Here is a 21,517-nt window from a genome sequence, read left to right on the forward strand (position 1 = left end):
CCTGTGGGGGGGTCTGTCTGCGGGTTGGTGGCCCACCCCCCGGGTTTCGGGCCCCCCCCCGGCGGCGGGGGGGGGGGGGGGGCGCCGGCGGCCCCCCCCCCCCCCCCCCCCCCCGCGGGTCCGCGGACATAGTCCTCGGGAGATCGTTCGCGGGCGGCCGTGGTGCGCCCGGTCCGCCCGGTCTTCGAAGGGGACTTCTGTGAGCTCTGCGGGCACGTATGCGGATCTGGTGTTTCTCGGCGGCCAAGTGGTCACGGTCGACGCGGAGTTCTCCGTCGCGTCGGCCCTGGCCGTGACCGGCGGGATCATCACGGCCGTCGGCGGCCGGGACGACGTCGCGCCCCTCGTCGGGCCCGGCACGCGGGTGATCGACCTGCGGGGTGCGACGCTGCTGCCCGGCATCAACGACTCCCACCTGCACGGCTGCGCCTTCGGGATGGCGACGCCGCCGCTCTCCCTCGACGTCGGCCACCCCGCCGTGACGTCCCTCGCGGAGGTGGCGCAGGCGGTGGCGCGGGCCGTCGGGCGGGTTCCCGCCGGGCAGTGGATCATCGGGCACGGCTGGGATCCCGGCTATCTCGGCGAGTGCGTGGCGGATCCGTCGCGGCTGCCCTCGCGGCGCGACCTCGACAGGGCCAGCCCGAACCATCCGGTCGTCCTGTACTCCTTCTCCGGGCACGCCACCTGGGTCAACTCCAAGGCCCTCGAACTCATCGGGATCGACCGGGACACCGCCGCACCGGCCGGCGGCGCCGTCGTCGTGGACGCCGCAGGGGAGCCGACCGGACTGCTCCACGAGGGGGCCCAGGCCCTCGTGCAGCACGCGCTTCCGCCGCTGAGCAGGCAGGAGCGGACGGACGCGGTCAGGTCGGCCCTCGCGACGCTCGCCGCGCTCGGCGTGACCAGCTACACCGAGCCGGGGCTCGGCCCCGGCGGCGACGGCATCATGCGGGGCGCGCTCGGCTCGCAGACCCTGGACGTCTACCGGCAGTTGCTGGCCGACGGCGAACTGACCGCCCGTGTCGGCGTCCTGCTGCTGCCCACCGGCATGGCGGGCACCGCCGGGGAGTTCGCCCGCACCCTCGCGGGCCTGGACCGCTCCGGTGCCGCCGACCCGCGTCGCCTCGCCGTCCACGGGGTCAAGATCTTCGCCGACGGCATCGTGCCCAACAAGACGTCCTGGGTGCACGATCCGTACGTCGGCGGTGGCTGCGGCTCCCTGTGCGTCGGCGGCGCGACGGACGCCGAGCGGACCGCGGAGATCGCCGCCATGGTCCGGCACGCCCACGCCGCGGGGTACCAAGTGGGCGTGCACGTCACCGGGGACCGGGCCTGCGACGCCGTCGCGGACGCCCTCGCCGACGCCGTGGCCGCGCATCCGCGGTCCGACGCCCGCCACTACCTCATCCACGGCGACCTGCTCACCGCGCACAGCATGGAGGTGCTGGCCGCGCACGGCTTCGGCGTCAACATGAACCCGACCATCAAATGGACCGTCGCCGACATGGAGGCGGACTTCGTCGGCGCCGAACGGGCCGCTTACGCCTGGCCCTACCGCGACGCCGTCGACGCCGGTGTCCGTGTCGCGAGCGGGTCCGACGCCCCCGTCACCCACCCGGACTGGCGCCAGGGCGTCGCCACCATGGTGCTGCGCGAGTCCAAGGCCACCGGCCGGGTCAGCGGCCCCGGGCAGCGCATCGGCCTGGCGGAGGCGATCCGGACGTACACCGTCGAGGCGGCCTGGCAGGATTTCGCCGACGACTGGAAGGGCTCCCTGGAACCGGGCAAGGTCGCCGACCTGTGCGTGCTCGACGGGGATCTGCTCGGCGCCGATCCGCACGGCATACCGGAGATGCCCGTCGTCCTCACCGTCGTGGGCGGACAGGTCGTGCACGACACGCTGTCCGGCTGACGTGCTCCGGGCTCGTGGTTGACGTACCCCGGACTCATGATCATCCTTGGCCGATGAGCGCGGCAGACATCCTGGAAGCGGCCGTCCGCGTCCGTGCGGCGGCGCGGAACGCCACGAGCGGCACGGCGGGCGCCGACGCCGTCCTCACGGCGCTGTCCGGAGTCATGGAGTACGACCACGCGTCCCTGTCCCGCTGGGACCCGGTGCGCAGGCGGCACACCACCCTGGCCGGGAGCTACCCCGCCGGGGCGACGCGCTACATCGAGACCCGCCTGCACCGTGACCCGATGTTCCCCGTGCTGCACAGCCCCGCCCGGGGCGGCCTGTGGCTCGGCGACGCTCCCCGCCACCTCCTCGCGGCCTCTCCGGGCTTCCAGGACGTGCTGGACCCGCTGGGCATCGAGGACGGGGTGGCGCAGTGCCTGTTCGACCCGGAGGGCCGGTACGTCGGCATGCTGAACGTCAGTGTCCGCGGGCCGCGGCGGGCGTCCGATCCGGCCCGCGCCGTGCTCACACTGCTCACCGAGGCCCTGGCCTCGGCCGTCGCTCCCCGCACCGGCACGCGTCCCGAACGGGCCCCGGACACCGGCGCCCACGGGTCCGCCGGGCCGTCGCCGTCGCGGCGCCCCGGCGGGCTCTCCCCGCGGGAGCTCCAAGTGCTGGCCGAGCTGTCGGCCGGCCGCACCAACCGGGAGATCGCCGAACGGCTCTACGTCACGCCGCGCACCGTCGGCACGCACGTCGAGCACATCCTCGCCAAGCTGGATCTGCCCAACCGTGCGGCAGCGGCGGCTCGGGCGGCCGCGTGGGGCATCGAGCCCGCACGCTGAGACACGGCGCCGGGGCGCGCGGTCCGGGCAGTCCGGGCGGTCCGGTCAGAGGTCGCTGTCGATGCCGGTGACCGCGGGGGGACCGAGCGGGGCGTCCGACTGCGCGACGCCCGCCTCCCGCAGCGCGCTCGCGACCAGACCGGTGGCGTTCAGCTCCGCCTCGTACTGATCGGCCGCGTCGACCTCGAGGCGGATCGAGAAGGTGTTGTCGTCGTTCAGCGTCAGCAGGTCCAGGCCTTCGCTCTCGCTCACGTCGGTGTGCCGTGCGGCCAGCTTCCGTTCGATGAGCGATCGGGCCGAGTCGTCGATGCCGGTGATGAAGGTACCGGGAACGGTGATGACGAAGGTGGTCATGGCGACTCCTCACATCGGACGGCGGGTACGTCCCGTCCAGCTTCCCTCTTTCGCCGCCGCGAACCCGGCAATGACGGTGCGCGGCGCCGGATCGCTCCGGTCGGCCGCTCCCGTCGTCGCCGGGGTGCCCGGTCAGTTCAGTGACATCGGCCGCCGTCGGACGAGGCCCCACTGGTAGGCGACGGAGACGAGCTCCACCCGGTTGCGGGTGCCGAGCTTGGCCATGATGCGGCAGGCGTGGGTCTTGGCCGTGGTGCGGGAGATGAACTGCTTCTGGGCGATCTCCTCGTTGGACAGACCCGTGCCGATCAGCGCGAGCAGCTCGCGTTCGCGCGGGGTGAGGATCTCCGGGCCGGGCTCGGGCACCCGGGCCCGCAGCACGCACTCGTCGATCACCCGCTGCACGATCCGCGGCGACAGGTGGGCCTCGCCGCGGGCGACGACGCGGATCGCGCGCAGCAGTTCCTCGGGCTCGGCGTCCTCGAACAGGAATCCGGAGGCGTGGGCCGAGAGCACCTCGAAGACCTGCTCGTCCGCGGCCCCGGTGGCCATCGCGAGGACCCGTACGCCGGCCAGGTCGGGCCGCGTGGTGATCTGCCGGGTCGCCTCGACGCCGCTCAGGACCGGCAGCCGGGGGTTCATCAGGACGACGTCGGGGCGGAGCCGCCCCGCGAGCTCGACCGCCCGTGCGCCGTCCTCCGCTTCCCCCACCACGTCTATGTCCGGCTGGGCGGCGAGCAACGTGGCGCAGCAGGTGCGCAGCAGGGCGTCGGTGTCTACGAGGAGCACGGTGATGCTCATGGCGTCTACTCCCTCGGTGGGCGGCTGGAGGAGCGGAGCCGCGCTGTGGAGGCGGGTGGGCGGTACAGGGGGCAGGTCGGCCGGCCTGCCCTGGGGGTGGGCCGGCCGCGGACCTGGTGTACGTACGCGAAGGGTCGTGGTCGTGGGGGTGTGCCGGCGGGATCTGCCGCCGCGATCCGGGGTGCGGGCTCGCTCTGGTGGGGATGTCGTCTCGCTCTAATGACGAACCAGAGGGCCAAGTTGTGAGGCGGCTCCCGCGCCGGCGCCCGCGGATCGGCCGAAACGCGCCCCCCGGCGGCCCGTGCTCCTTCCCCTCCCCACCGGCTCGCCGGGGCCGTCCCGATCCGCCGCGCTCGCCGAGCATGAAGGCGTGGGGACTGGGGACCTGGTGTGCAGGGCCGGTTCGGCGGCTGCGTTTCCCTGGGGGCTTGATCGGTCCAGGCTTCCCTGGTTCGGCAGTGAGCCGGGGAGGCCGCCCGGCCTCGTCGCCGGGAGATGCCCGGGGGGGTCCCGACAGCCGTCCGGCGCGGATCAGGACGGGCCGGCCCCGGAGGCCATCGAGCCCTCGCCCGGCCGCACGGCCGCGGTCTCCTCGGCGTGCGGCGGGACGACCTGGAGGTCCCACCTGCCGCGGCCGGGAGCGAGCAGGCAGATCGTGTACGGGCGCCGGTCGGCGCTGCCGCGGTGCAGGTTGAGCACCTGGTTGGCGATCAGCATGCGCCCGGGGAAGTCGTCCCACAGCGAGCCGTTCACGGTGACGTGCGCGATCTGCGACCAGCTGCTCGGCAACGCCTGGAGCAGGCGCGGCAGTTCGGCGACCAGGTCGGTCGTCCGGGGCCGCCAGACGCCGTCGATGCGGTGGGGGCGGCCGTCGCTCGGCGCCAGGGTCAGGCGGGTGAGGGGGGTGAGGGTGGCGGGGCTTGCGGGTGTGGTCATGGGGGTTCTCCTGCGGCGAGGGCCGGGCCTCAGGTGCGGCGCGCGGCGATGCGGTCCGGGGTGGGCCAGCGCACGTCGTACACCCAGCCGAGGCGTTCGAAGAGGCGGATGACGGCGGCCGAGGGGTCGATCTGTCCGCGGTCGACACCGTGCCGGGCGCTGGTGGGGTCTGCGTGGTGGAGGTTGTGCCAGCTCTCTCCGAACGACAGCAGGGCGAGCGGCCAGAGGTTGGTCGCCCGGTCGTGGCGGCGGGTGCGGAAGGGGCGCTCGCCGATCAGGTGGCAGAGGGAGTTGACGCTCCACGTCACGTGGTGGAGCAGGGCGATGCGGACGAGTCCCGCCCACAGCAGTGCGGTCAGGGCGTGCACCCAGGTGCCGCCGATGGCCCAGCCGAGGCCGAACGGCAGGGCGAGGGTGAGCAGGCACAGGGCGGGGAAGGCGCGGGCCACCGCCCGCAGGTCGGGGTCGGCGAGCAGGTCGGGGGCGTAACGCTCGGGTGATGTCGGGTCGTTGCGGAACAGCCACCCGACGTGCGAGTGGACCAGTCCGCGCAACTGGCCGCGCAGGTGCGTTCCGTAGCGGTACGGCGAGTGCGGGTCGCCGGGGCGGTCGGTGAAGGCGTGGTGGCGGCGGTGGGTGGCGACCCAGCCGATGACGTCGCCCTGGAAGCTCATGGAGCCCGCGACGGCGAGCGCCGTCCGCAGCGGCCGGACGGCGGTGTAGCCGCCGTGGGTCAGGCCGCGGTGGAATCCGACCGTGACGCCCAGGCCGGTGAGCAGGTAGAGGACGAGGGCGAGCACGACGTCCGTGGGGCCGATCAGCCGCCCCCACAGCAGCCAGCAGGCCAGGCCGAGGGCCACGAACGGCAGGACGACGATGGTGCCGGTCAGTGCGATGTAGAGGCGGTCCGCGCCGACGCGCGCGGGAGGCGGTGGTCCTTCGACGGGAAAGGGGCCCGACCCGTCGTACGGGCGGGAGGGCGCGGGCGCGGGTGCCCCGGGCGGGGCTTCGGCCGTGGGACGCGGAAGGGGGCTGGTGCTGGTGCTCATCGGGGGCTCCTGGGCATCGGTCGGTTCGGACGACCGGGGTCAGGGGCCTGGGGCGATGACGCATGCCGCGCGCCTGGGGGCGGGCTTGCCTCCCGTCCGGAAGAAGGGCGCGCGAAACCGAGCGAATCAGCCTCGGTCCCCTCAGCCTACTCCTCTAGCGTGCACATGGCGGTGCGCCGCGGGTGTGTGCCCGGCCATGGGGAGGCCGGATCGCACGGGAACGGCGGCTCCTGAGCGGCGGTCCTCACCGGGAACGGCGGCTCGTGAGCGGCGATCCGCAAAGGACGGACGGTCCTACGGGTCCCTGTCCTACGGGCCCCTGTCCTACGGGTCCCTGAAAGACAGGCGGTCGTACGGCGTACTCAGAGGGCGGGCGGTCGTACGCCGTCCTCCGTGGCGTGCGCCCGCAGGTTCCGCCAGAGCCGCCGGAACTCCCGCCGCATGCCCTCGGGCAGCGGCCGGTCCTCGGTCGTGGCGACCAGCGCCGCGGCCACGTCACGGAGCTTGATGTTGCAGTGCTGGGAGACGTCCACCAGCAGTTCCCAGGCGCGCGCCTCGGTACAGGGCACCATGGCCATGAGCATGCCGCGGGCCTGATCGATCACGGGCCGGCCGGCCAGGGCCTGGCGCAACTGCTCGTTCTCCGTCCGCAGCCTGTGGTTGTCGGCGAGCAGTGCCGCGTCCGACGCGGACGCGCAGGTGCCGTTGAACAGCGCGCCCGGCGCGGCCGGCGGAGGCGTCGCGCAGGGGGCCCGCTGCGGGCTCATCGTCCGCGCCCCTCGTCGCGGCGGCCGTGTCCCGCCCGCCGCGCGAGGCGGCCGGTGCCGGGACCGGCGGAAGCGGTGGTGCCGGACGACTGCGGCATGCACATGGGGCGGCTCCTCAAGAGCGGACGGTTCCATGCTGCCGGGGCCACGGGCCGCGTCGTCAATGTAGCCCCGCCGCGCGAGGGCGCCAAGGGCATCCCGGACAAGCTCTGGCCATAACTCGGGGACGGTGGCTTCCCGAGCCCGAACTCGGGTGTCAGTGTGTGCCTTTGAGTCCTCGCCCCGCCCCTGCCGACGTGTCCCGCGTCCGCCCTCGCCCGCCAGCGGAAGGTGCCCCGTGAACCTCCACGCCCCGCCCGTACGCCTCGACGTGACCGCAGCCGACCTGCACGGTGAGGCCGAGCGCCTGCGCGCGATCGGCCCCGCGGTGCGGGTCGAACTCCCGGGCGGGGTGGCCGCCTGGGTGATCACCCGGCACGGTCTCCTGCAGGACCTGCTCGCCGATCCGCGGGTCGTCAAGAATCCGGCCCACTGGCAGGCGTTGCGGGACGGGCAGGTGCCGCAGGGCTGGCCGCTCATCGACTTCGTGACCAACCCCGGTATGACCACCGCGGACGGCGACGACCACCGCAGGCTGCGCGGCCTGGTCTCCCAGGCGTTCGCCCCGCCCCGCGTCCGGGCGATGCGGCAGGGCATCGAGGCCGACGTACGGTCCCTCCTCGACCGGCTCGACGCGGCGGGCCCCGGGCCGGTGGACCTGCGCCGCCACTTCGCGTACCCGCTGCCCATGAACACCGTCGGCACCCTGATGGGCGTGCCGCCGGAGCGGTTCGACGACTTCCGCGACCTGTCGGCCGCTCTGGTCAGCGCCAGCACGACGCCCGAGCAGACGCTGGCCACCCGGCAGCGCCTCCACGCGCTCCTCACCGACCTCGTCGCCGCCCGGCGCGCCCGGCCGCGCGACGATCTCACCAGCTACCTGATCGCGGCCCGCGACGACGGCGACCGGCTCAGTGAACAGGAGCTCATCGGCACCCTCGTCCTCGTCATCGTCGCAGGCCACGGCACCACTCAGAACCTGATCACCAACGCCGTGCGGGGGCTCCTCACCCATCCCGGGCAGCGGGCGGCGCTCGCCGCGGGCGCACACGAGTGGAGCGCGGTGATCGAGGAGACCCTGCGCTGGGACTCACCGGTCGCCCACTTCCCGCTGCGGTACGCCGCCGAGGACATCCCCGCGGGAGACGTGGTCATCCCGCGGGGCGAGGCGATCCTTGCGTCGTACGCGGCGGCGGGCCGGGATCCGGGCCGGTACGGCACCGACGCCGCCGAGTTCGACATCGGCCGACCGCCCGCCCGGCACCTCTCCTTCGGGCACGGGCCGCACTACTGCACGGGTGCGGCCCTGGCCCGGCTCGAAGCGGGCATCGCCCTCCCCGCCCTCTTCGCACGCTTCCCCGACCTGCGGCTGGCCACCGCACCGGAGGCGTTGGAGCCGCTGCCCTCGTTCATCAGCAACAGCGTGCGGAGTCTGCCGGTCCTGTTGCGCGCGGCGGAGGGCGACGGGCCCGGGTGAGGCGTACGAGGCGGCCGTGACGCCCGTCTTCGAGCGCCGTCCCGGCGGCGGGGCGTGGCCCGGCCGCCGGGGAGCCCCTGACGTCCTCGACGGCCCTCACCGATGACTTCTGCCGGTCCGGACGGTCCTACCGGATGAGATCGCGCACGCTGAGGAGACCGTGATGACCACGCCAGACACCCGCACGCTGTCCGCGCCCGGCGCCACCCTGACCTATGACGTCCACGCCGGCCCGGCCGGGAGCGACGTGCTGTTCCTGATCGGCTCGCCCATGGACGCGAGCGGGTTCGCCACGCTGGCGTCGTACTTCACGGACCGGACCGTCATCACCTACGACCCGCGGGGCGTGAGCCGCAGCCCGCGCACCGACGGGGCCGCCGAGACCACGGTCGAGGAGCACGCCGACGACCTGCGCCGGGTCGTCGAGGCGCTCGGCGCGGGGCCGGTCGACGTCTTCGCGAGCAGTGGCGGCGCCGTCAACGCCCTCGCGCTGGTGGAGCGGCACGGGCACCTGGTGCGGACCCTCGTCGCCCACGAGCCGCCGACGGCGCAGGTCGTCCCGGACCGGGAGGCGATGCTCGCGGTCTGCGCTGACATCCACGAGACCTATCTGCGCGGCGGGAGCGGCCCGGCCATGGCGAAGTTCATCGCGGTGACGAGCCGCAAGGGCCCCTTCCCCGCGACCTGGGCCGACGAGCCGACGCCGTCCCCGGCCGACTTCGGGCTGCCGACCGAGGACGACGGATCGCGCGACGACCCGCTGCTCGGGCAGAACATCCGCGGCTGCACCGGCTACCGGCCCGACATCGACGCGCTGCGCGCCGCGCCCACCCGCATCGTCGTCGCCGCGGGCGAGGAGTCCGAGGGCCGGTTCACGGCCCGTGCGGCGGCCGAGATCGCGAAGTCGCTGGGCACCGGCCTGACGGTGTTCCCCAGCCACCACGGCGGCTTCCTGGGCGGCGAGTTCGGCCAGCACGGCGCGCCCGAGCCCTTCGCCAAGACGCTGCGGGACGCCCTGGCGGCCCCGGCCGCCGCGTGAGGCCTCCGGGAAGGGACTGCTCGCAGTGAGGGGCTACGGCACGCGGGCGACACCCACGTAGAAGCCGCTCAGTTCCTCGGCGGGCGCCGGGGAGTCCTTGTACCACTTGGTCGCCGTGACCAGTCCGGGAGCCAGCAGGTCGAGTCCTTCGAAGAAGGGCTCGATCTCGGCCCGCGTGCGCATGCGCAGCGGAATCTCCCCCTTCTTGTACGTGGTGGTCACCGACTTGACGAGGTGCGGGTGCTCGTCGGCGGTGCCGTGCGAGAACATGAAGTAGCTGCCGGACGGCAGCGCGTCGAGGAGGGTGCGGGTGAGCCCGTAGGGGTCCTCCGCGTCGGTGATGAAGTGCATCAGCGCGATCATCGACAGCGCGACGGGCCGGTCGAAGTCCAGGAACGTGCGGGCGTGGTCGAGGATCTCCGCCGGGCGGCGCACGTCGGCCTCGATGTAGTCGGTGGCCCCCTCGGGGCTGCTGACGAGCAGCGCCTCGGCGTGCCGCAGCACGATGGGGTCGTTGTCGGCGTACGCGATCCGTGCCGACGGCACGATGCGCTGCACGATCTGGTGCAGATTGGGCTCGGTCGGTATGCCCGTGCCGACGTCCAGGAACTGGTCGATGCCCTCGCTCGCCAGCCAGGCCGCCGCCCGGTGCATGAACGCCCGGTTGCGCAGGGCGTTGAGCCGCGCCTCCCGCGGCAGCTTCTCCGCCACTTCCTGGTCGACGGGGTAGTTGTCCTTGCCGCCCAGCAACCAGTCGTAGACGCGCGCCGGGTGGGCCCTGCTCGTGTCGATACGGCTTGCGGAGGACGGTGACGTCATGGGTGACTCCAGCGTGTGCGGGATCGCTGACCGATTCACCGAGTCCGGCGTCGCGTGCTGCGGATGAAGCGGTAGAGGGCCAGGCGATTATGCCATTGGCCCTGCTGTCGCGGTCAGTCGTCGGACGGGACCGGTCAGTCGTCGGACGGGACCGGTCCGGCGTACGCGTCGGGGCCGCCGCGCGCGTCCGGCCGACGACCGCTCCCCTGTCCCGTCGCCCCGGGATGCCCTGTGACTTGAGTGCCGGGCGGTGTTCACGGGTAGAGCGCGAGGGATCGACGTACGACAGGACAGGACAGGACAGGACACGACGGCCGGGGCGGTCTGCGGACGTCGCCGGTGCCACGGGACCACCGGCGCCCGGCTGTCATGAACGGGACATCCGCGCGCCCTCGGGGGTGCGCCGGGAGAAGGGCGACAACGCCATGTACAGATCCGCCTTGAAGCGACCGGTCCGGCTGAGCCTCGCGCTCGGCGCGGCCCTGGTGTCGACCGTGCTGTGCGCGACGGCCGGTGCGGCCGTGCCCGCGCACGAGAACGGCGGCGCGGCCCGCGGCTCCGCCGGGCGGGTGGGCGTCGAACGCGCCTGCCCCGTCGTCTACTTCGACCTGGGCGAGACCCTGGTGCACACCGCGGACGACGGCGGCACCAGCTACCACCCCGGTGCCGCCGCCTATCTGCGCTCCCTGCGCGAACGCCACATCAAGGTCGGCCTGCTCACCAACGTGCCGCCCTCCTGGGGCGCGACCGACGCCGAACGGGCCGCCCGGCTGCGGACCGAGGTCGACGCCACCTGGCGGGGCTCGGCCCCCTTCGCCTGGAAGGACTTCGGCGACCGGATCCTGACGCCCCGCACGGAGGCGGAGCGCAAGCCGGCGCCGGTGCTGTGGCAGCGCGCGAAGGACGTGTCGCGGGGCTGCCGTCTCGTCTACCAGGCGGAGACGGCCGAGGAGACCGACGTCGCGGCCTCGCTCGGCTACCTGGCGTACCAGGTCGACCGGCCCCACCGGCCCGCGTACCTCCCGGTCGGGCTGATCGAGCTCCTCGGCCACCGGCCGCGCTGACGCCTGCTCAGCCGCGCCGTCCCCCGCCGGGTTCCGCTCCGGGGGCGGCGCGGACGGCCTCGTCCGGCGCCTCCCGCGCCGCCGGGAGAGAATCCGGGGCGGCGGCCTCCTGGCTGCGTTTCACCGGCCGCGTGTGCAGCACCAGCTGGAACCCGCCGAGCAGGATCGCCGTCGCCAGCGCGCTGTGCAGCAGCAGGGCGTCCAGGTGTCCGGCGGAGACGTACGCGCCCACGGCGACCGCGGCCAGCGCGCACACCGCGCGGTCCACGATGCTCTCGACCGAAAGCAGCGTGGCGCGCGGGGCGTTCGCGGGCACGGCGTCGTTCACCAGCTTGCGCTGCACCGGGTAGGCGAAGCCGGTCGCGGCGGCGAACAGGCAGAGCAGCACCACCACGGACCACGGTCCGCCGACGGTCATGCCCGCCAGGGTGCCCGCGAGCACCAGACTGAGCAGGGAGACCCAGGCCACCGGTGTCAGCCGGCGGCTCAGCCACTGCGGGCGGGCCGAGCCCACCGCCTCCGCCACCGTCATCGCCGCGAGCACACCGCCGTGCGAGGCCTCCGCGATGCCGTGGTCGAGCAGGATCGGCTGGAAGAGGTTGACCTGGCAGATGCGGGAGAGCGTGAAGACCGCCACGCCCTGCACCATGAGCAGGGCCAGCCAGCGCGAGGAGGCGACGCAGCGCAGGGCCGCGCCCGCGTCCCGCAGGAAGGCGCCGCCCCTGCGCCCCCCGCCCGACCGGTCGGCCGCCTTCCCGCCGCCGTCCGCACCGGCGAGCCGCGGCAGCGCGACGGCACAGGCCAGCGAGCCCGCCGCGCTGACGGCACTGAGCAGGTACGGCGCCGCGTGGGCGAGCGCCATCAGCGGCCCGACCAGCGGCCAGCACACCACCTTCGCCCCGAGGCCCAGGGCCCGCGCGGTCCCCTCCGCCTTCAGGTAGTGCTCGTCGCACTTCTCCGCCCGCAGCCCGTCGTACAGATAGGCGCTCGCCGCTCCCGAGGTGAGCGAGCGGCCCGCGGCGATGGCGAGGAAGTGCACGAGGAAACCGGTGTACGAGGCGCTGAGCACCGGGGCGAGGTTGGCCGCCGTCATGACCACCGCGCCCGCCCGCAGGCAGTTGCGGGTGCCGATCCGGTCGGCGATCAGTCCGGTCGGGATCTCGAACAGGCAGAACGCCACGTAGTAGATGCTCTGGATGCCGAAGATCTCGGCGTCGGTCAGGCCCGCCGTCTTCTGGTAAGCGTAGAAGACCGGCATCCACCACAGCAGGTTGAACAGCAGCTGGAAGCCGTAGTTGAGCCGGATGATGCGGCGTGCGGTGTCGGTCAGGCCGCCGTCCGCCCGGGCGGCGGGGCGGCGGATGCGCGGGCTCACAGCGCGTAGGGGCGGATCTGGACCAGCCGGAAGTCGCCCTGCTCGGTCATGAGCCACTCGATGTCCAGCGGCTTGTCGACGTCGGCCCCGCCGCACTCGGACCCGCTGAAGTGGGACTGCAGGAGCCGCCCGGTCAGGGACAGGTCGGCGAGCCGGGCCCGGGTCGCCGCGGACAGCGGTTCGCCGAAGGAGCCGAGCGCGACCGTGCGGCCGCCGCCCTCCACCGTGTTGTACAGGTACTGCTGCGGGAGCACCGAGCCGTCCACGACCTGCTCCGGTGAGCCCGGCGAGCAGTTGAGGTAGACGTTGCGGAAGTCCTCGCCGCGGGTCGGGTTGCAGGTGACCAGGACGCCGCCGAGGGAGGCGGGCACGTACTCCTGGATGATCACGCCCATGTAGGTGTCGTCCAGGGAGATGCCGACCTGGTGGCGCAGCCGCACGCTGCGGGGCGAGACCAGCGAGGCCCACACCTGGCGTACGGCGTCGAGGAGTTCGTCGGTGCCGTGCACGGTGGTGACGGAGTCGTAGACGCCCGCGGCGGAGAACCCCGGCAGGTCCTCGGCGTTGGACGAGGAGCGCACCACGAGGCGGCCGCCCGGCGTCGTGGCGGCGGGGAAGGCCTGGCTGATCTGCCGGGTGACGGACTCGGGGACGGGCGTGTGCCGGATGAGGTGCTGGAGCTGCAGGCAGAGCGCGTCCAGGACGTCGGTGGCGTCCAGTTCGAGGGCCATCTTGAGCTTGCCGATGCCCTGCTGGAGAGGGGCGGAGGAAGCGAGGAAGTTCTGCTGCAGGGCGAAGGGGAGCGCGACGCCGGCCGGGGCGCCGACCGTCGAGGCCACGAACCGGGCCGCGGCGGCGCGCAGTTCGCCCGCGGCGGGCGCGTCCAGGCCGAACCGGGCGGCGAGGTGCCCGCAGAGGTTGTCGCGCGGCGGGCGCGGCTGCCGGTAGAAGGCGGTCAGGTCCGCGGTGCGGCTGTCGAGCACGTGGTGCAGCTCGCCGAGGTTGGCCGCCTTGGTGCCGTAGCGGTCCCGGTCGGTGCCGCGGAGCCGGTGCAGGGCGAGGACGGGGGTGTCCGCGAGCAGGGGCGGCTCCAGACGGATGCGCTGCTGGTGCCAGGACGGGGCCCGCAGGGCCGGTTCGTGGTCCAGGCGCTCCAGGGAGATCTCGTCCTCGCGCACCCGGTAGCTCACCCACGCCCCGTCCAGGGCGTCCCGCTCGACGAGCTGTTCCAGGTCGCGCACGATCGCGTTGGGTATCCCCCAGCCGGAGGCCAGGACGTTGGTGTGCGAGAGCGGCGTGATCGGCGCGGTGTTGAGGAAGCCGGCCACCCGGGGCACGTCGTCCGGCAGGCACGGCATGGCGACGATGTCGGCCCAGCCGAGTCCGGCCTCGGCCGCCGCGTACTCCTCGTGCGTACGGAAGTAGCGCAGCCGCCCGGTGGCCTCACCGGAGTTGAGCGGCGTCCTGGTCCTGTTGCCGAACAGTTCGTGGCTCAGGATGCGCGGCACGCGCTGTTCGCTGACCGCCGCGAGCTCCTCCTCCTGCCCGTGGTTGGCGGGCTTGAGGAGGACCGGCAGCCGGCCGTCGACCCGGACGCGTACGTACTCGTAGAACCAGGCGAGGAGGTCACCGTGCATGGTGTCGGCCTCGGTGGTCTCCAGGACGAGGAAGGGGCGTTCGCGGCCCTCTGCGTCCTGTTCGGCGTGCAGGGACAGCACACCGAGCAGGAAGCGGCGCCGGGGGTCCGTGTAGACGGAGGCGTTGAACGCGTCCAGTTCGGCGTCCAGCGCGCCGAGTTCCATGCCCAGGACACGGGTGGCGACGTAGTTGACGTGGAAGGGATGGGCCGCGGTGTCGAGCAGGTGCCAGGTGTCCTCGGAGCGGTCGACGACGACTTTGAGGTACTGGTGGCCGGCCAGGACGCCCGAGAGGGTGCGGAAGAGCGGCAGGGAGAGGTTCTCCCCGACGACCGTGCGGTCGGTGGCCGGTTCGGGCGCGCCGGTGAGCAGGGGGGCGGTCATCGGGAGACCTCCTCGGGCTGTGCGGCGGGCAGGACCCGGGGCAGGGCGTCCACCAGGGTCTCGAAGTCGCGGAGCACGGTGCGCGGGTCGGTGGCGGAGAGCAGGCACAGGGCCGCCATGGTGTTGGCGCCCGCGGCCGGGTCGTAGACCGGGACGGTGCTGCCGTCCGCGAGGGAGCTCTCGGCGACGACCGACAGGCGGCTGTCCCGGCTCAGCGGCACGCGGTCGGCGACCGCGGGGAAGTCCCAGGTCCTGCGGTCCTGCCAGGCCTCGCCCGCGCCGTCGACGGCGAGGACGACCAGGGAGCCCGCCGCCCCGCGCGCCTGCGCCGGGGCGAGGGCGCGCTCGGGCCAGTGGACCGGCCGGCCGAGGAGGTGGTCGACGAGCATGCCGATCAGGTCGAGGTCGAAGACCTCCTCGATCTGCGGCACCGTCATCGCGCCGCCGAAGCGGGCGGCCGTCTCGATCAGCCACATGCGGCCGTCCGCCCCGAGCTTGATCTCGGTGTGGATGCCGCAGTCGCGCAGGCCGAGCGCGTCGACGGACTCCCTGGCCAGGGCCACGACCCGGTTCTGGGCGTCCGGGGACAACTGCGCGGGGGTGATGCCCGCGCGCTCCGTGAACGGTTCGACGGTGGGCATCCGGCCGCTGACGCACACCGGGTGGAACACGCCCCGCGCCACGACGCCCTCGACGCTGACGTAGTCGCCCCAGCCGGCGTCGTCGAACCACTCCGCGGCGGTGCCGGTGACGATCTGCTCGACCACGAAGTCCGCGTCGGCCTCGGCCACGTGCAGTTCCGCGTAGCCCAACTGGGCCGATTCGGCCATCACGTCGCGCGACCGGCGCCAGGCGGCGGACACCTCGTGCGGGGCGCGGATGATCTGGTGGGCGGTGGAGCCCGCGCTCCAGGCCGCCTTGAGGAGGAGCGGGAAGGGCAGGAGGGTGGCCGCCTCGTGGAGGTCCGCCTCCGTGGCGACCGGCCGGAACGCGGGCTGGGGCAGGCCGTGTTCGTGCCAGGTGCGCCGCATCAGGCGCTTGTCGCGGGCGAGCGCGGCGGCACCGCCCGCGCCCGGCAGGCCGAGCGCCTCGCACGCCTCGGCGACGGCGACGACGGCGTACTCGGAGCAGGTGAACACCGCGTCGGCGCCGACGGCCCGGGCCCGCGCGACGATCAGGGACACCAGGTCACCGCGCTCCGCGTCGGTGGGCGTCACCACCGAGGCGCAGAGTCTGCGGGCGTCACCTGCCACGGCGGGAGGAAGAGCGCTGAGCGCCAGGAGGTGCACCTGCGCCTTCGCGGCCGCCCGGGAGAGGACGTGACCGAGCGGCGGACCACCCTTGGCATGCACTAACAGCACCTTGCTCACTGAAGTTCGTCTCCGTTTCGTCCAGTTGGTACGGGTCGCCGTACGGATCGGTGTCACGCGCCGGGCGCGGAGGGACACCGGGGATGAGGGCGGGGCGTGTTCACCCGCTCTTCCAAGGGGAACAGGCGTCGCACGCCCGTCGCCCCGCCACGGCGGCCCGGCGTTCAGGCAAATGCCTGAGTCCGACCGCGGGCACGTGCCGCGCGCACCTGCGGCCGCCCACGAACTCCCCCGCCCCGCCGGGCCACTTCGGCCGAGAACCAGGCATGCGCGAGCGGAGGACGGGATACGCATCGCGTGGTGACTGTGCGTCAACCACACGTATACGGACGGAGAAACAACTGTGGACGATTCCAGCCTCAAGGCTCTCCTCGAGGATCTGCCGGTGTTCTGGTGGGAGGTCGACCAGCCGTGGCAGGTGCGGGAGAGGGGCGGCGGCGCCTTCGCCGACACCGGCACGGCACAGCGGTTCCTGGACCGGATCCGGCAGGAGATCGCGGACCCGGGCCGGCCGCCGCGGGACGGCCGCTGGCTGGCCCGGTTCGACGGCCGGACCTTCGACGTGAGCTGTCCGCCGGACGCGACGCGCGCGCACCGCCGCACCCGCGGCCTCGCGGTGGAGGTCGACGTCCACCCCGAGGCCCCGCGCCGGTACGCCGCCTTCGCCGACCTGGTCGACCTGGCCCCGGCCGCCGCGTTCATACGGGACCGGCACGGCCGGTACCTGTGGGCCAACCACGCCTACGCGCACCTCTACGGCACCACCGCGCAGGAGCTCACCGGCCGGCGCATCGAGGACTTCGACGCCCCCGAGGAGGCCGTGCAGTTCCGCGCGCTCGACCAGGAGATCCTGCGCCGCGGCACGCCGGTCCGCCACACCCTGGACTACCGCCGCCCGGACGGCAGCGCGGGCCACGCCGTCGGCCACCGCTTCCCCGTCCGGGAGAACGCGCAGACCTGCGTCGCCGGGATCTACGTGGACATCACGGACCACCTGCGCGCCATGGTCCAGCGGCAGGAGGCCGAGGAGCATCTGCAGGCGCTGCGCGACCACACGGGACTGCCCTGCGCGCTGCTCTCGGCCGGCGGCCGCGTGATCGAGGCGAGCGCGGCGGCGGCCGAGCTGTTCGACCTCGCCCTGCCCGACCTGGTCGGGCGCCGGGGGCACACGCTGCTGGCGCCCGCCCCGGGCCTCGACCGGCTGCACCGCAGATGGCGGGGGCTGATAGCCCGGCGCACCAGACGGGTGGAGGCCTCGGTGCTGCTGGGCGGTACCCCGGGGCTGCAGCGCCGTGCCCGGCTGCACCTGACGACGGTGGGCCACACCGCCGACCGGGCCCGGCACGTCTGGGCCGTCGTCACGCACCAGAGCCTCGCCCACGAGGCCCGGCCCGCGCTGACCGCCGCGCAGATCCGCATCCTCACCCTCCTGGCAGAGGGCAGCAGCAACAGCGACATCGCCACCTCGCTGAAGCTGTCCCGGCAGACCGTCGACTACCACCTCGGCCGGCTGCGCCACCTCCTGGGCGCCGCGACCCGCCCCGCGCTGGTGGCCCGCGCCTACGTCCTCGGCATCCTCTCCCCCGGCGCCTGGCCGCCGCGCTCGGCCACGGCGGCCCATCCCCTGAGCACGGTCTGACGCGTCTGCCGCAGGGGCGTGCGCCGGAGCCCGATTCCGGGCGACGTGCCGCTCCGGGGGCCGTACCGTGGCCGCCATGTGCTGGAGTGCGACGGCCGACCTGATCGCGGGCGCGGGCATCGCGGCCGTCGGGGCCGCATCGGTGACCCTGGCGGCCCGCCGCCCCCGTGACCTTCCGCTGGCCGCGCTGCCGCTCCTGCTGGGCGCCCACCAGATGGTCGAGGCCGCCGTCTGGCATCAGGACGGCGGCACCGGGCCCGCCACCGTGGCCTGGGCGGTCATCGCGCTGCCGCTGCTGGCGCTGTGGGTCCCGGCGGCCGTGCTGTGCGCGGCGCCACCGGGCGCCCGGCGCAGACTGCTGGTCCCGCTCGCCGTGGGGGCCGCGACGGCGGCGGTACTCGCGTACGCCCTGGCCACCCGTACCGTGACGGCTGAGATCCGCGGGCACACCGTCGGCTACTCGCTGGGACTGCCGCAGGCGGAGCTGGTCGTCGCCGGCTACCTCTTCGCCACGATCGGCTCCCTGCTCCTGTCCGGCGACCGGGGCCTGGTCCTGTTCGGCGTCCTGGTCGCCGTCGGGGCGGCGGTGTCGTTCGCGCTGTGGCGGCAGGAGTACATCTCGACCTGGTGCGCGGCCGCCGCCGTCTGCTCGGTGGTCCTGCTGCTGTGGGTGGCGCGGCGCCGCCCGCCGGTCCCCCGGTCCCGGCGGACGGCTCCCGCGGCCCGGTGAGTCAGCGCAGCCACTGGTCCTGGTCGGCGGGCCGGTACAGGGTGAGCGCCTTGGGGAGCTTGTCGAGGACGAGACGCCGGTAGGTGGCGTCGGTCACCTCTCCGTCGTAGGCGAGGTGCGGGTCGCCCTCCAGCACCTCCAGCTCCAGCCTGCGCACCTGGGCGGTGGTCAGGACGCGGGAGTTGTGCAGGGTGCCCGTCAGGACGGCCAGCAGCAGCCGGGTGCGGGCCAGCGGGGTGCCGGCCTCGACCGCGCGGACGTCGAGGAGCCCGTCGTCGAGCTGGGTGCGGTAGGTCGGGGCGAAACCGGCCGGGTGGTAGATCCCGTTGCCCGCGAAGAGCAGCCAGATGCGGCGCGGACGGCCGTTGATGACCACCGAGAGGGGGCTGCCGGTCGCCAGGACGTTGGCCAGGCCGATGACCAGCGCGGGCCACTTCCCGATGCGCTTCTCCAGCCGCTCCCTGGCATGCACCAGGTCCGAGTACACGCCGATGCTGAAGGTGTTGAGGAAGAGCCGCCGCTCGCCGTCGCCGACGGTCGCGCCGGCGGGAGCCGCCCCGACGGCGTCGTCCTGCGGGCCGTCGGGCCGCTGGTACGCGGAGGCCCGCCCCACGTCGGCCGTGACGGCGTCGCCCGCCGCTATGGCCCGCGCGACGTCCTCCAGCGTCAGGTTGCCGAGGTCCACGGCGAAGTGGTTGAACGTGCCGCCGGGGAAGACCGCCAGCGGCACCTGATGGCGTGCCGCCGTCTCGCTGCCCGCGTTGACCGTGCCGTCGCCGCCGCACACCCCGAGCGCCCCGCCGTCGGCGACGGCCCGCTGGGCGGCGGCGTCGAGCAGCGCCACCAGGTCGTCGCCCTGCTCGAACACCGTGATCTTCGCCTCGGGCAGCAGGGTGCGCAGGGTCTCTGCGGTGTCCCGGCTCCAGGCGACGCCGGAGGACGGGTTGACGACCAGGTGCAGGCCCTGGCCGTCCTTGAGGGTGGGGGCGGGCCTGCGCGGCGGGGCCGCGGCGGCGGCCGCCGAGGGCTTCACGGGCCACCAGCGGGCCGTGAGCAGGGCCGCTCCGACGCCGATCGCCGCTCCCGCGGCGGCCCGGCCGCGGTGGTCCAGGCCCTTCTGGCCGCGTACGTAGGCCAGTCCCGCCGCGAACGGCAGGACGCCCAGGCCGTGCCGGGGCGACTCCATGACGACGGCCGAGGTGAAGGCCGTCGCCGCGGCGATCGGGCTCGCGGGCAGGGAGGCGGTGCTCGGGCGCGGGAACACCGAGGGCAGGCCGTCCAGGACGGGGCGGGCGCTGCGGGCGGCCGGCTTGGCCAGGGCGTGGTTGACGGCCGTGACGATCGCCACCGATCCGATGCCGCGCAGGGCCGCCCGGCGGGCGGTCCGGTCGCCCGAGAGCGCCAGCGCGGTCGCGACCCCCAGCCATACCGCCTCGTGCTCGGCCGCGGCCCGCAGCACCCGCGCCGTGGCGCTGCCGCGAGCCGGGCGCACCATGGCAAGGGAGGCGGTCAGCCGCTTGCCCGGTCCCGGTACCTTCCACCGACGATCAGGTCGCTTCATGCGCTCGCCACACCTCTGCACTTGTTAAGAATTCGCAGCGCGCGGCCGGAGTGGACCGCAGTAGAGCCTCACCCTACCCGCGTCCGCACCCGGTATTCGGTGGGGCGGAGCGGGGGCCCGCAAGAGGGCTCCGACCTGCGGATTCGCGGCAGTCTCGGGCGGGCTCGCGGCCCGGTCGCCGACCCGGGCGGGCCGCGTTAACGTGCAACCACATGCTGGTGGGTGAGGTGGGCGACGAACGGGACGACGCGGTGGACGGCCGGCAGGCAGCGGCGCGGGCGCGAGCGGGCCGTCCGCGCCCACGGTGACGGCCTGCCGCGGGCGCGGCGGCCGCGCGACCGGACCGGCCCTGCGCCCGCCCCCGCAGAGGACACGCCCCGCAAGGAGAGACGACCCATGAGCGTCATCACCATCGACAAGGATCTCGACAGTCACACGCTGACGCTGACCGCCGACTTCGCCGCCGCGGTCGAGCAGGTGTGGCAGCTGTGGGCCGACCCGCGGCAGCTGGAGCGCTGGTGGGGTCCGCCGAGCTTCCCGGCGACCTTCGAGGCGTTCGACCTGACGCCCGGTGGCGACGTCACGTACTACATGACCAGCCCCGAGGGCGAGCTGCACCGCGGGTGGTGGCGGGTGGCCGCCGTGCGGGCGCCGACGGGCCTGGACTTCACGGACGGGTTCGCCGACCAGGACGGGCAGCCGGACGTCGGCCAGCCGGTGACGACCATGCAGCTGCGCCTCACCGAGCACGACGGCGGGACCCGCATGGAGCTGCTCTCCGCCTTCGACTCGCGCGAGCAGATGGAGAAGCTGCTGCACATGGGCATGGCGGACGGCCTGAACGAGGCCGTGGGGCAGATGGACGCCCTGCTCGTCCACTGAGCAGGCGGGGGACGCGGTTGCCGGGGCAGCTTCCGTGCCGTGCCCCCGGGCGCCCGGTCTCAGCAGGCCGGCCGGGGCGCCGGGCGGCCTGCTGCCGGGCGTCCCCGCCCAGGTCACCTAGACTCGACCAATGGCCAAGTACTTCGACGTGCACCCCGACAACCCCCAGCGGCGCAGCATCGCCAGCGTGGTCGACGGCATCCGTTCCGGCTCGCTCGTCGCCTATCCGACGGACTCCTGCTACGCGCTCGGGTGCCAGCTCGGCAGCCGTGACGGCATGGACCGCATCCGGTCGATCCGTCAGCTCGACGACCGCCATCACTTCACCCTGATGTGCGAGAGCTTCGCGCAGATGGGGCAGTTCGTGCACCTCGACAACGACGTGTTCCGTGCCATCAAGGCGGCCACGCCCGGCAGTTACACCTTCATCCTGCCCGCCACCAAAGAGGTGCCGCGGCAGATGATGCACCCCAAGAAGCGCACGGTCGGTGTCCGCATCCCGGACCACACCGTGACGCAGGCCCTGCTGGCCGAGCTCGGCGAGCCGCTGCTCTCCAGCACGCTGCTCCTGCCCGACCAGGAGGAACCGCTCACCCAGGGCTGGGACATCAAGGAGCGCCTGGACCACCTGGTGGACGCGGTGATCGACTCCGGTGACTGCGGTACGGAGCCCACCACCGTCATCGACTTCTCCGACGGCGAGGCGGAGATCGTGCGGCGCGGGGCGGGCGACACCTCGCGCTTCGAGTAGCGGACCTTCGCGGGGGGGCGGACCCGCGGGGAGCGGACCTT

General features: G+C 74.0%; 19 protein-coding genes. 9 read left to right on the forward strand and 10 right to left on the reverse strand.

Going from position 1 to position 21,517, the window contains the following annotated elements; all coding sequences use genetic code 11:
• Nucleotides 1-199: 199 nt before the first annotated feature.
• Nucleotides 200-1,912 (forward strand): amidohydrolase, encoded by a 1,713-nt coding sequence (locus ACFYXE_RS31600; RefSeq protein WP_389318472.1) that lies wholly within the window; start codon nt 200-202, stop codon nt 1,910-1,912.
• Between the two features lie 53 nt (nt 1,913-1,965).
• Complete coding sequence (locus ACFYXE_RS31605; RefSeq protein WP_389318474.1) at nt 1,966-2,742, forward strand: response regulator transcription factor; 777 nt, start codon at nt 1,966-1,968, stop codon at nt 2,740-2,742.
• A gap of 45 nt (nt 2,743-2,787) precedes the next feature.
• Here ACFYXE_RS31605 and ACFYXE_RS31610 read toward each other — a convergent pair whose 3' ends face one another.
• From ACFYXE_RS31610 to ACFYXE_RS31630, 5 genes are all read right to left on the reverse strand, one after another.
• A complete protein-coding gene (locus ACFYXE_RS31610) occupies nt 2,788-3,096 on the reverse strand; it encodes a hypothetical protein (protein WP_389318476.1) in 309 nt (102 codons plus the stop codon).
• Between the two features lie 132 nt (nt 3,097-3,228).
• Nucleotides 3,229-3,897 (reverse strand): response regulator transcription factor, encoded by a 669-nt coding sequence (locus ACFYXE_RS31615; protein WP_361174546.1) that lies wholly within the window; start codon nt 3,895-3,897, stop codon nt 3,229-3,231.
• A 531-nt stretch (nt 3,898-4,428) separates the two neighbouring features.
• Nucleotides 4,429-4,833, reverse strand: coding sequence for a DUF5994 family protein (locus tag ACFYXE_RS31620; RefSeq protein WP_389318479.1), 405 nt, complete (start codon nt 4,831-4,833; stop codon nt 4,429-4,431).
• A 29-nt stretch (nt 4,834-4,862) separates the two neighbouring features.
• Nucleotides 4,863-5,882 (reverse strand): acyl-CoA desaturase, encoded by a 1,020-nt coding sequence (locus tag ACFYXE_RS31625; protein WP_389318481.1) that lies wholly within the window; start codon nt 5,880-5,882, stop codon nt 4,863-4,865.
• Nucleotides 5,883-6,244: 362 nt separating this feature from the next.
• Nucleotides 6,245-6,649 (reverse strand): ANTAR domain-containing protein, encoded by a 405-nt coding sequence (locus ACFYXE_RS31630; RefSeq protein WP_389318483.1) that lies wholly within the window; start codon nt 6,647-6,649, stop codon nt 6,245-6,247.
• 337 nt (nt 6,650-6,986) lie between these two features.
• Here ACFYXE_RS31630 and ACFYXE_RS31635 point away from each other — a divergent pair, with 337 nt between their 5' ends.
• The gene (locus tag ACFYXE_RS31635) at nt 6,987-8,225 is read left to right on the forward strand and encodes a cytochrome P450 (RefSeq protein ID WP_389318485.1); all 1,239 of its coding nucleotides are present in this window, start codon (nt 6,987-6,989) and stop codon (nt 8,223-8,225) included.
• A 163-nt stretch (nt 8,226-8,388) separates the two neighbouring features.
• Entirely contained in the window at nt 8,389-9,264 is an 876-nt protein-coding gene (locus ACFYXE_RS31640) for an alpha/beta fold hydrolase (RefSeq protein WP_389318487.1), read from the forward strand.
• 33 nt (nt 9,265-9,297) lie between these two features.
• Here the strand turns inward: ACFYXE_RS31640 and ACFYXE_RS31645 are convergent, their stop codons facing one another.
• Complete coding sequence (locus ACFYXE_RS31645; protein ID WP_389318489.1) at nt 9,298-10,083, reverse strand: SAM-dependent methyltransferase; 786 nt, start codon at nt 10,081-10,083, stop codon at nt 9,298-9,300.
• 440 nt (nt 10,084-10,523) lie between these two features.
• Between ACFYXE_RS31645 and ACFYXE_RS31650 the strand changes: the two genes are divergently transcribed.
• Nucleotides 10,524-11,147, forward strand: a complete 624-nt coding sequence (locus ACFYXE_RS31650; RefSeq protein ID WP_389318491.1) for a hypothetical protein — start codon at nt 10,524-10,526, stop codon at nt 11,145-11,147.
• A 7-nt stretch (nt 11,148-11,154) separates the two neighbouring features.
• On the opposite strand, the gene ACFYXE_RS31655 is transcribed toward ACFYXE_RS31650, so the two are convergent.
• From ACFYXE_RS31655 to ACFYXE_RS31665, 3 genes are read right to left on the reverse strand one after another with little or no spacing between them, the layout of a single operon-like run.
• Nucleotides 11,155-12,522, reverse strand: a complete 1,368-nt coding sequence (locus tag ACFYXE_RS31655; protein ID WP_389318493.1) for an MFS transporter — start codon at nt 12,520-12,522, stop codon at nt 11,155-11,157.
• Entirely contained in the window at nt 12,519-14,543 is a 2,025-nt protein-coding gene (locus tag ACFYXE_RS31660) for a PEP/pyruvate-binding domain-containing protein (RefSeq protein ID WP_389318495.1), read from the reverse strand. Before ACFYXE_RS31660 ends, ACFYXE_RS31655 begins: the two co-directional genes overlap by 4 nt.
• The gene (locus tag ACFYXE_RS31665) at nt 14,540-15,904 is read right to left on the reverse strand and encodes an acetyl-CoA carboxylase biotin carboxylase subunit family protein (protein ID WP_389318497.1); all 1,365 of its coding nucleotides are present in this window, start codon (nt 15,902-15,904) and stop codon (nt 14,540-14,542) included. The genes ACFYXE_RS31660 and ACFYXE_RS31665 overlap by 4 nt, the downstream gene beginning before the upstream one ends.
• A gap of 352 nt (nt 15,905-16,256) precedes the next feature.
• Here ACFYXE_RS31665 and ACFYXE_RS31670 point away from each other — a divergent pair, with 352 nt between their 5' ends.
• Nucleotides 16,257-17,552, forward strand: coding sequence for a PAS domain S-box protein (locus tag ACFYXE_RS31670; protein WP_389318499.1), 1,296 nt, complete (start codon nt 16,257-16,259; stop codon nt 17,550-17,552).
• A 76-nt stretch (nt 17,553-17,628) separates the two neighbouring features.
• Complete coding sequence (locus ACFYXE_RS31675) at nt 17,629-18,282, forward strand: DUF6629 family protein (RefSeq protein ID WP_389318501.1); 654 nt, start codon at nt 17,629-17,631, stop codon at nt 18,280-18,282.
• A gap of 1 nt (nt 18,283) precedes the next feature.
• Here the strand turns inward: ACFYXE_RS31675 and ACFYXE_RS31680 are convergent, their stop codons facing one another.
• Nucleotides 18,284-19,843, reverse strand: coding sequence for a diacylglycerol/lipid kinase family protein (locus ACFYXE_RS31680; RefSeq protein WP_389318503.1), 1,560 nt, complete (start codon nt 19,841-19,843; stop codon nt 18,284-18,286).
• 396 nt (nt 19,844-20,239) lie between these two features.
• Here ACFYXE_RS31680 and ACFYXE_RS31685 point away from each other — a divergent pair, with 396 nt between their 5' ends.
• Both ACFYXE_RS31685 and ACFYXE_RS31690 read left to right on the forward strand, forming a co-directional pair.
• Nucleotides 20,240-20,725, forward strand: a complete 486-nt coding sequence (locus ACFYXE_RS31685) for an SRPBCC domain-containing protein (protein ID WP_389318505.1) — start codon at nt 20,240-20,242, stop codon at nt 20,723-20,725.
• 130 nt (nt 20,726-20,855) lie between these two features.
• Nucleotides 20,856-21,476: an L-threonylcarbamoyladenylate synthase gene (locus tag ACFYXE_RS31690; protein ID WP_361174510.1), complete on the forward strand. Its 621-nt coding sequence runs from the start codon at nt 20,856-20,858 to the stop codon at nt 21,474-21,476.
• The last annotated feature ends 41 nt before the right edge of the window (nt 21,477-21,517 follow it).

The sequence above is a fragment of the Streptomyces sp. NPDC002564 genome, assembly GCF_042889645.1.
GTDB lineage: Bacteria > Actinomycetota > Actinomycetes > Streptomycetales > Streptomycetaceae > Streptomyces.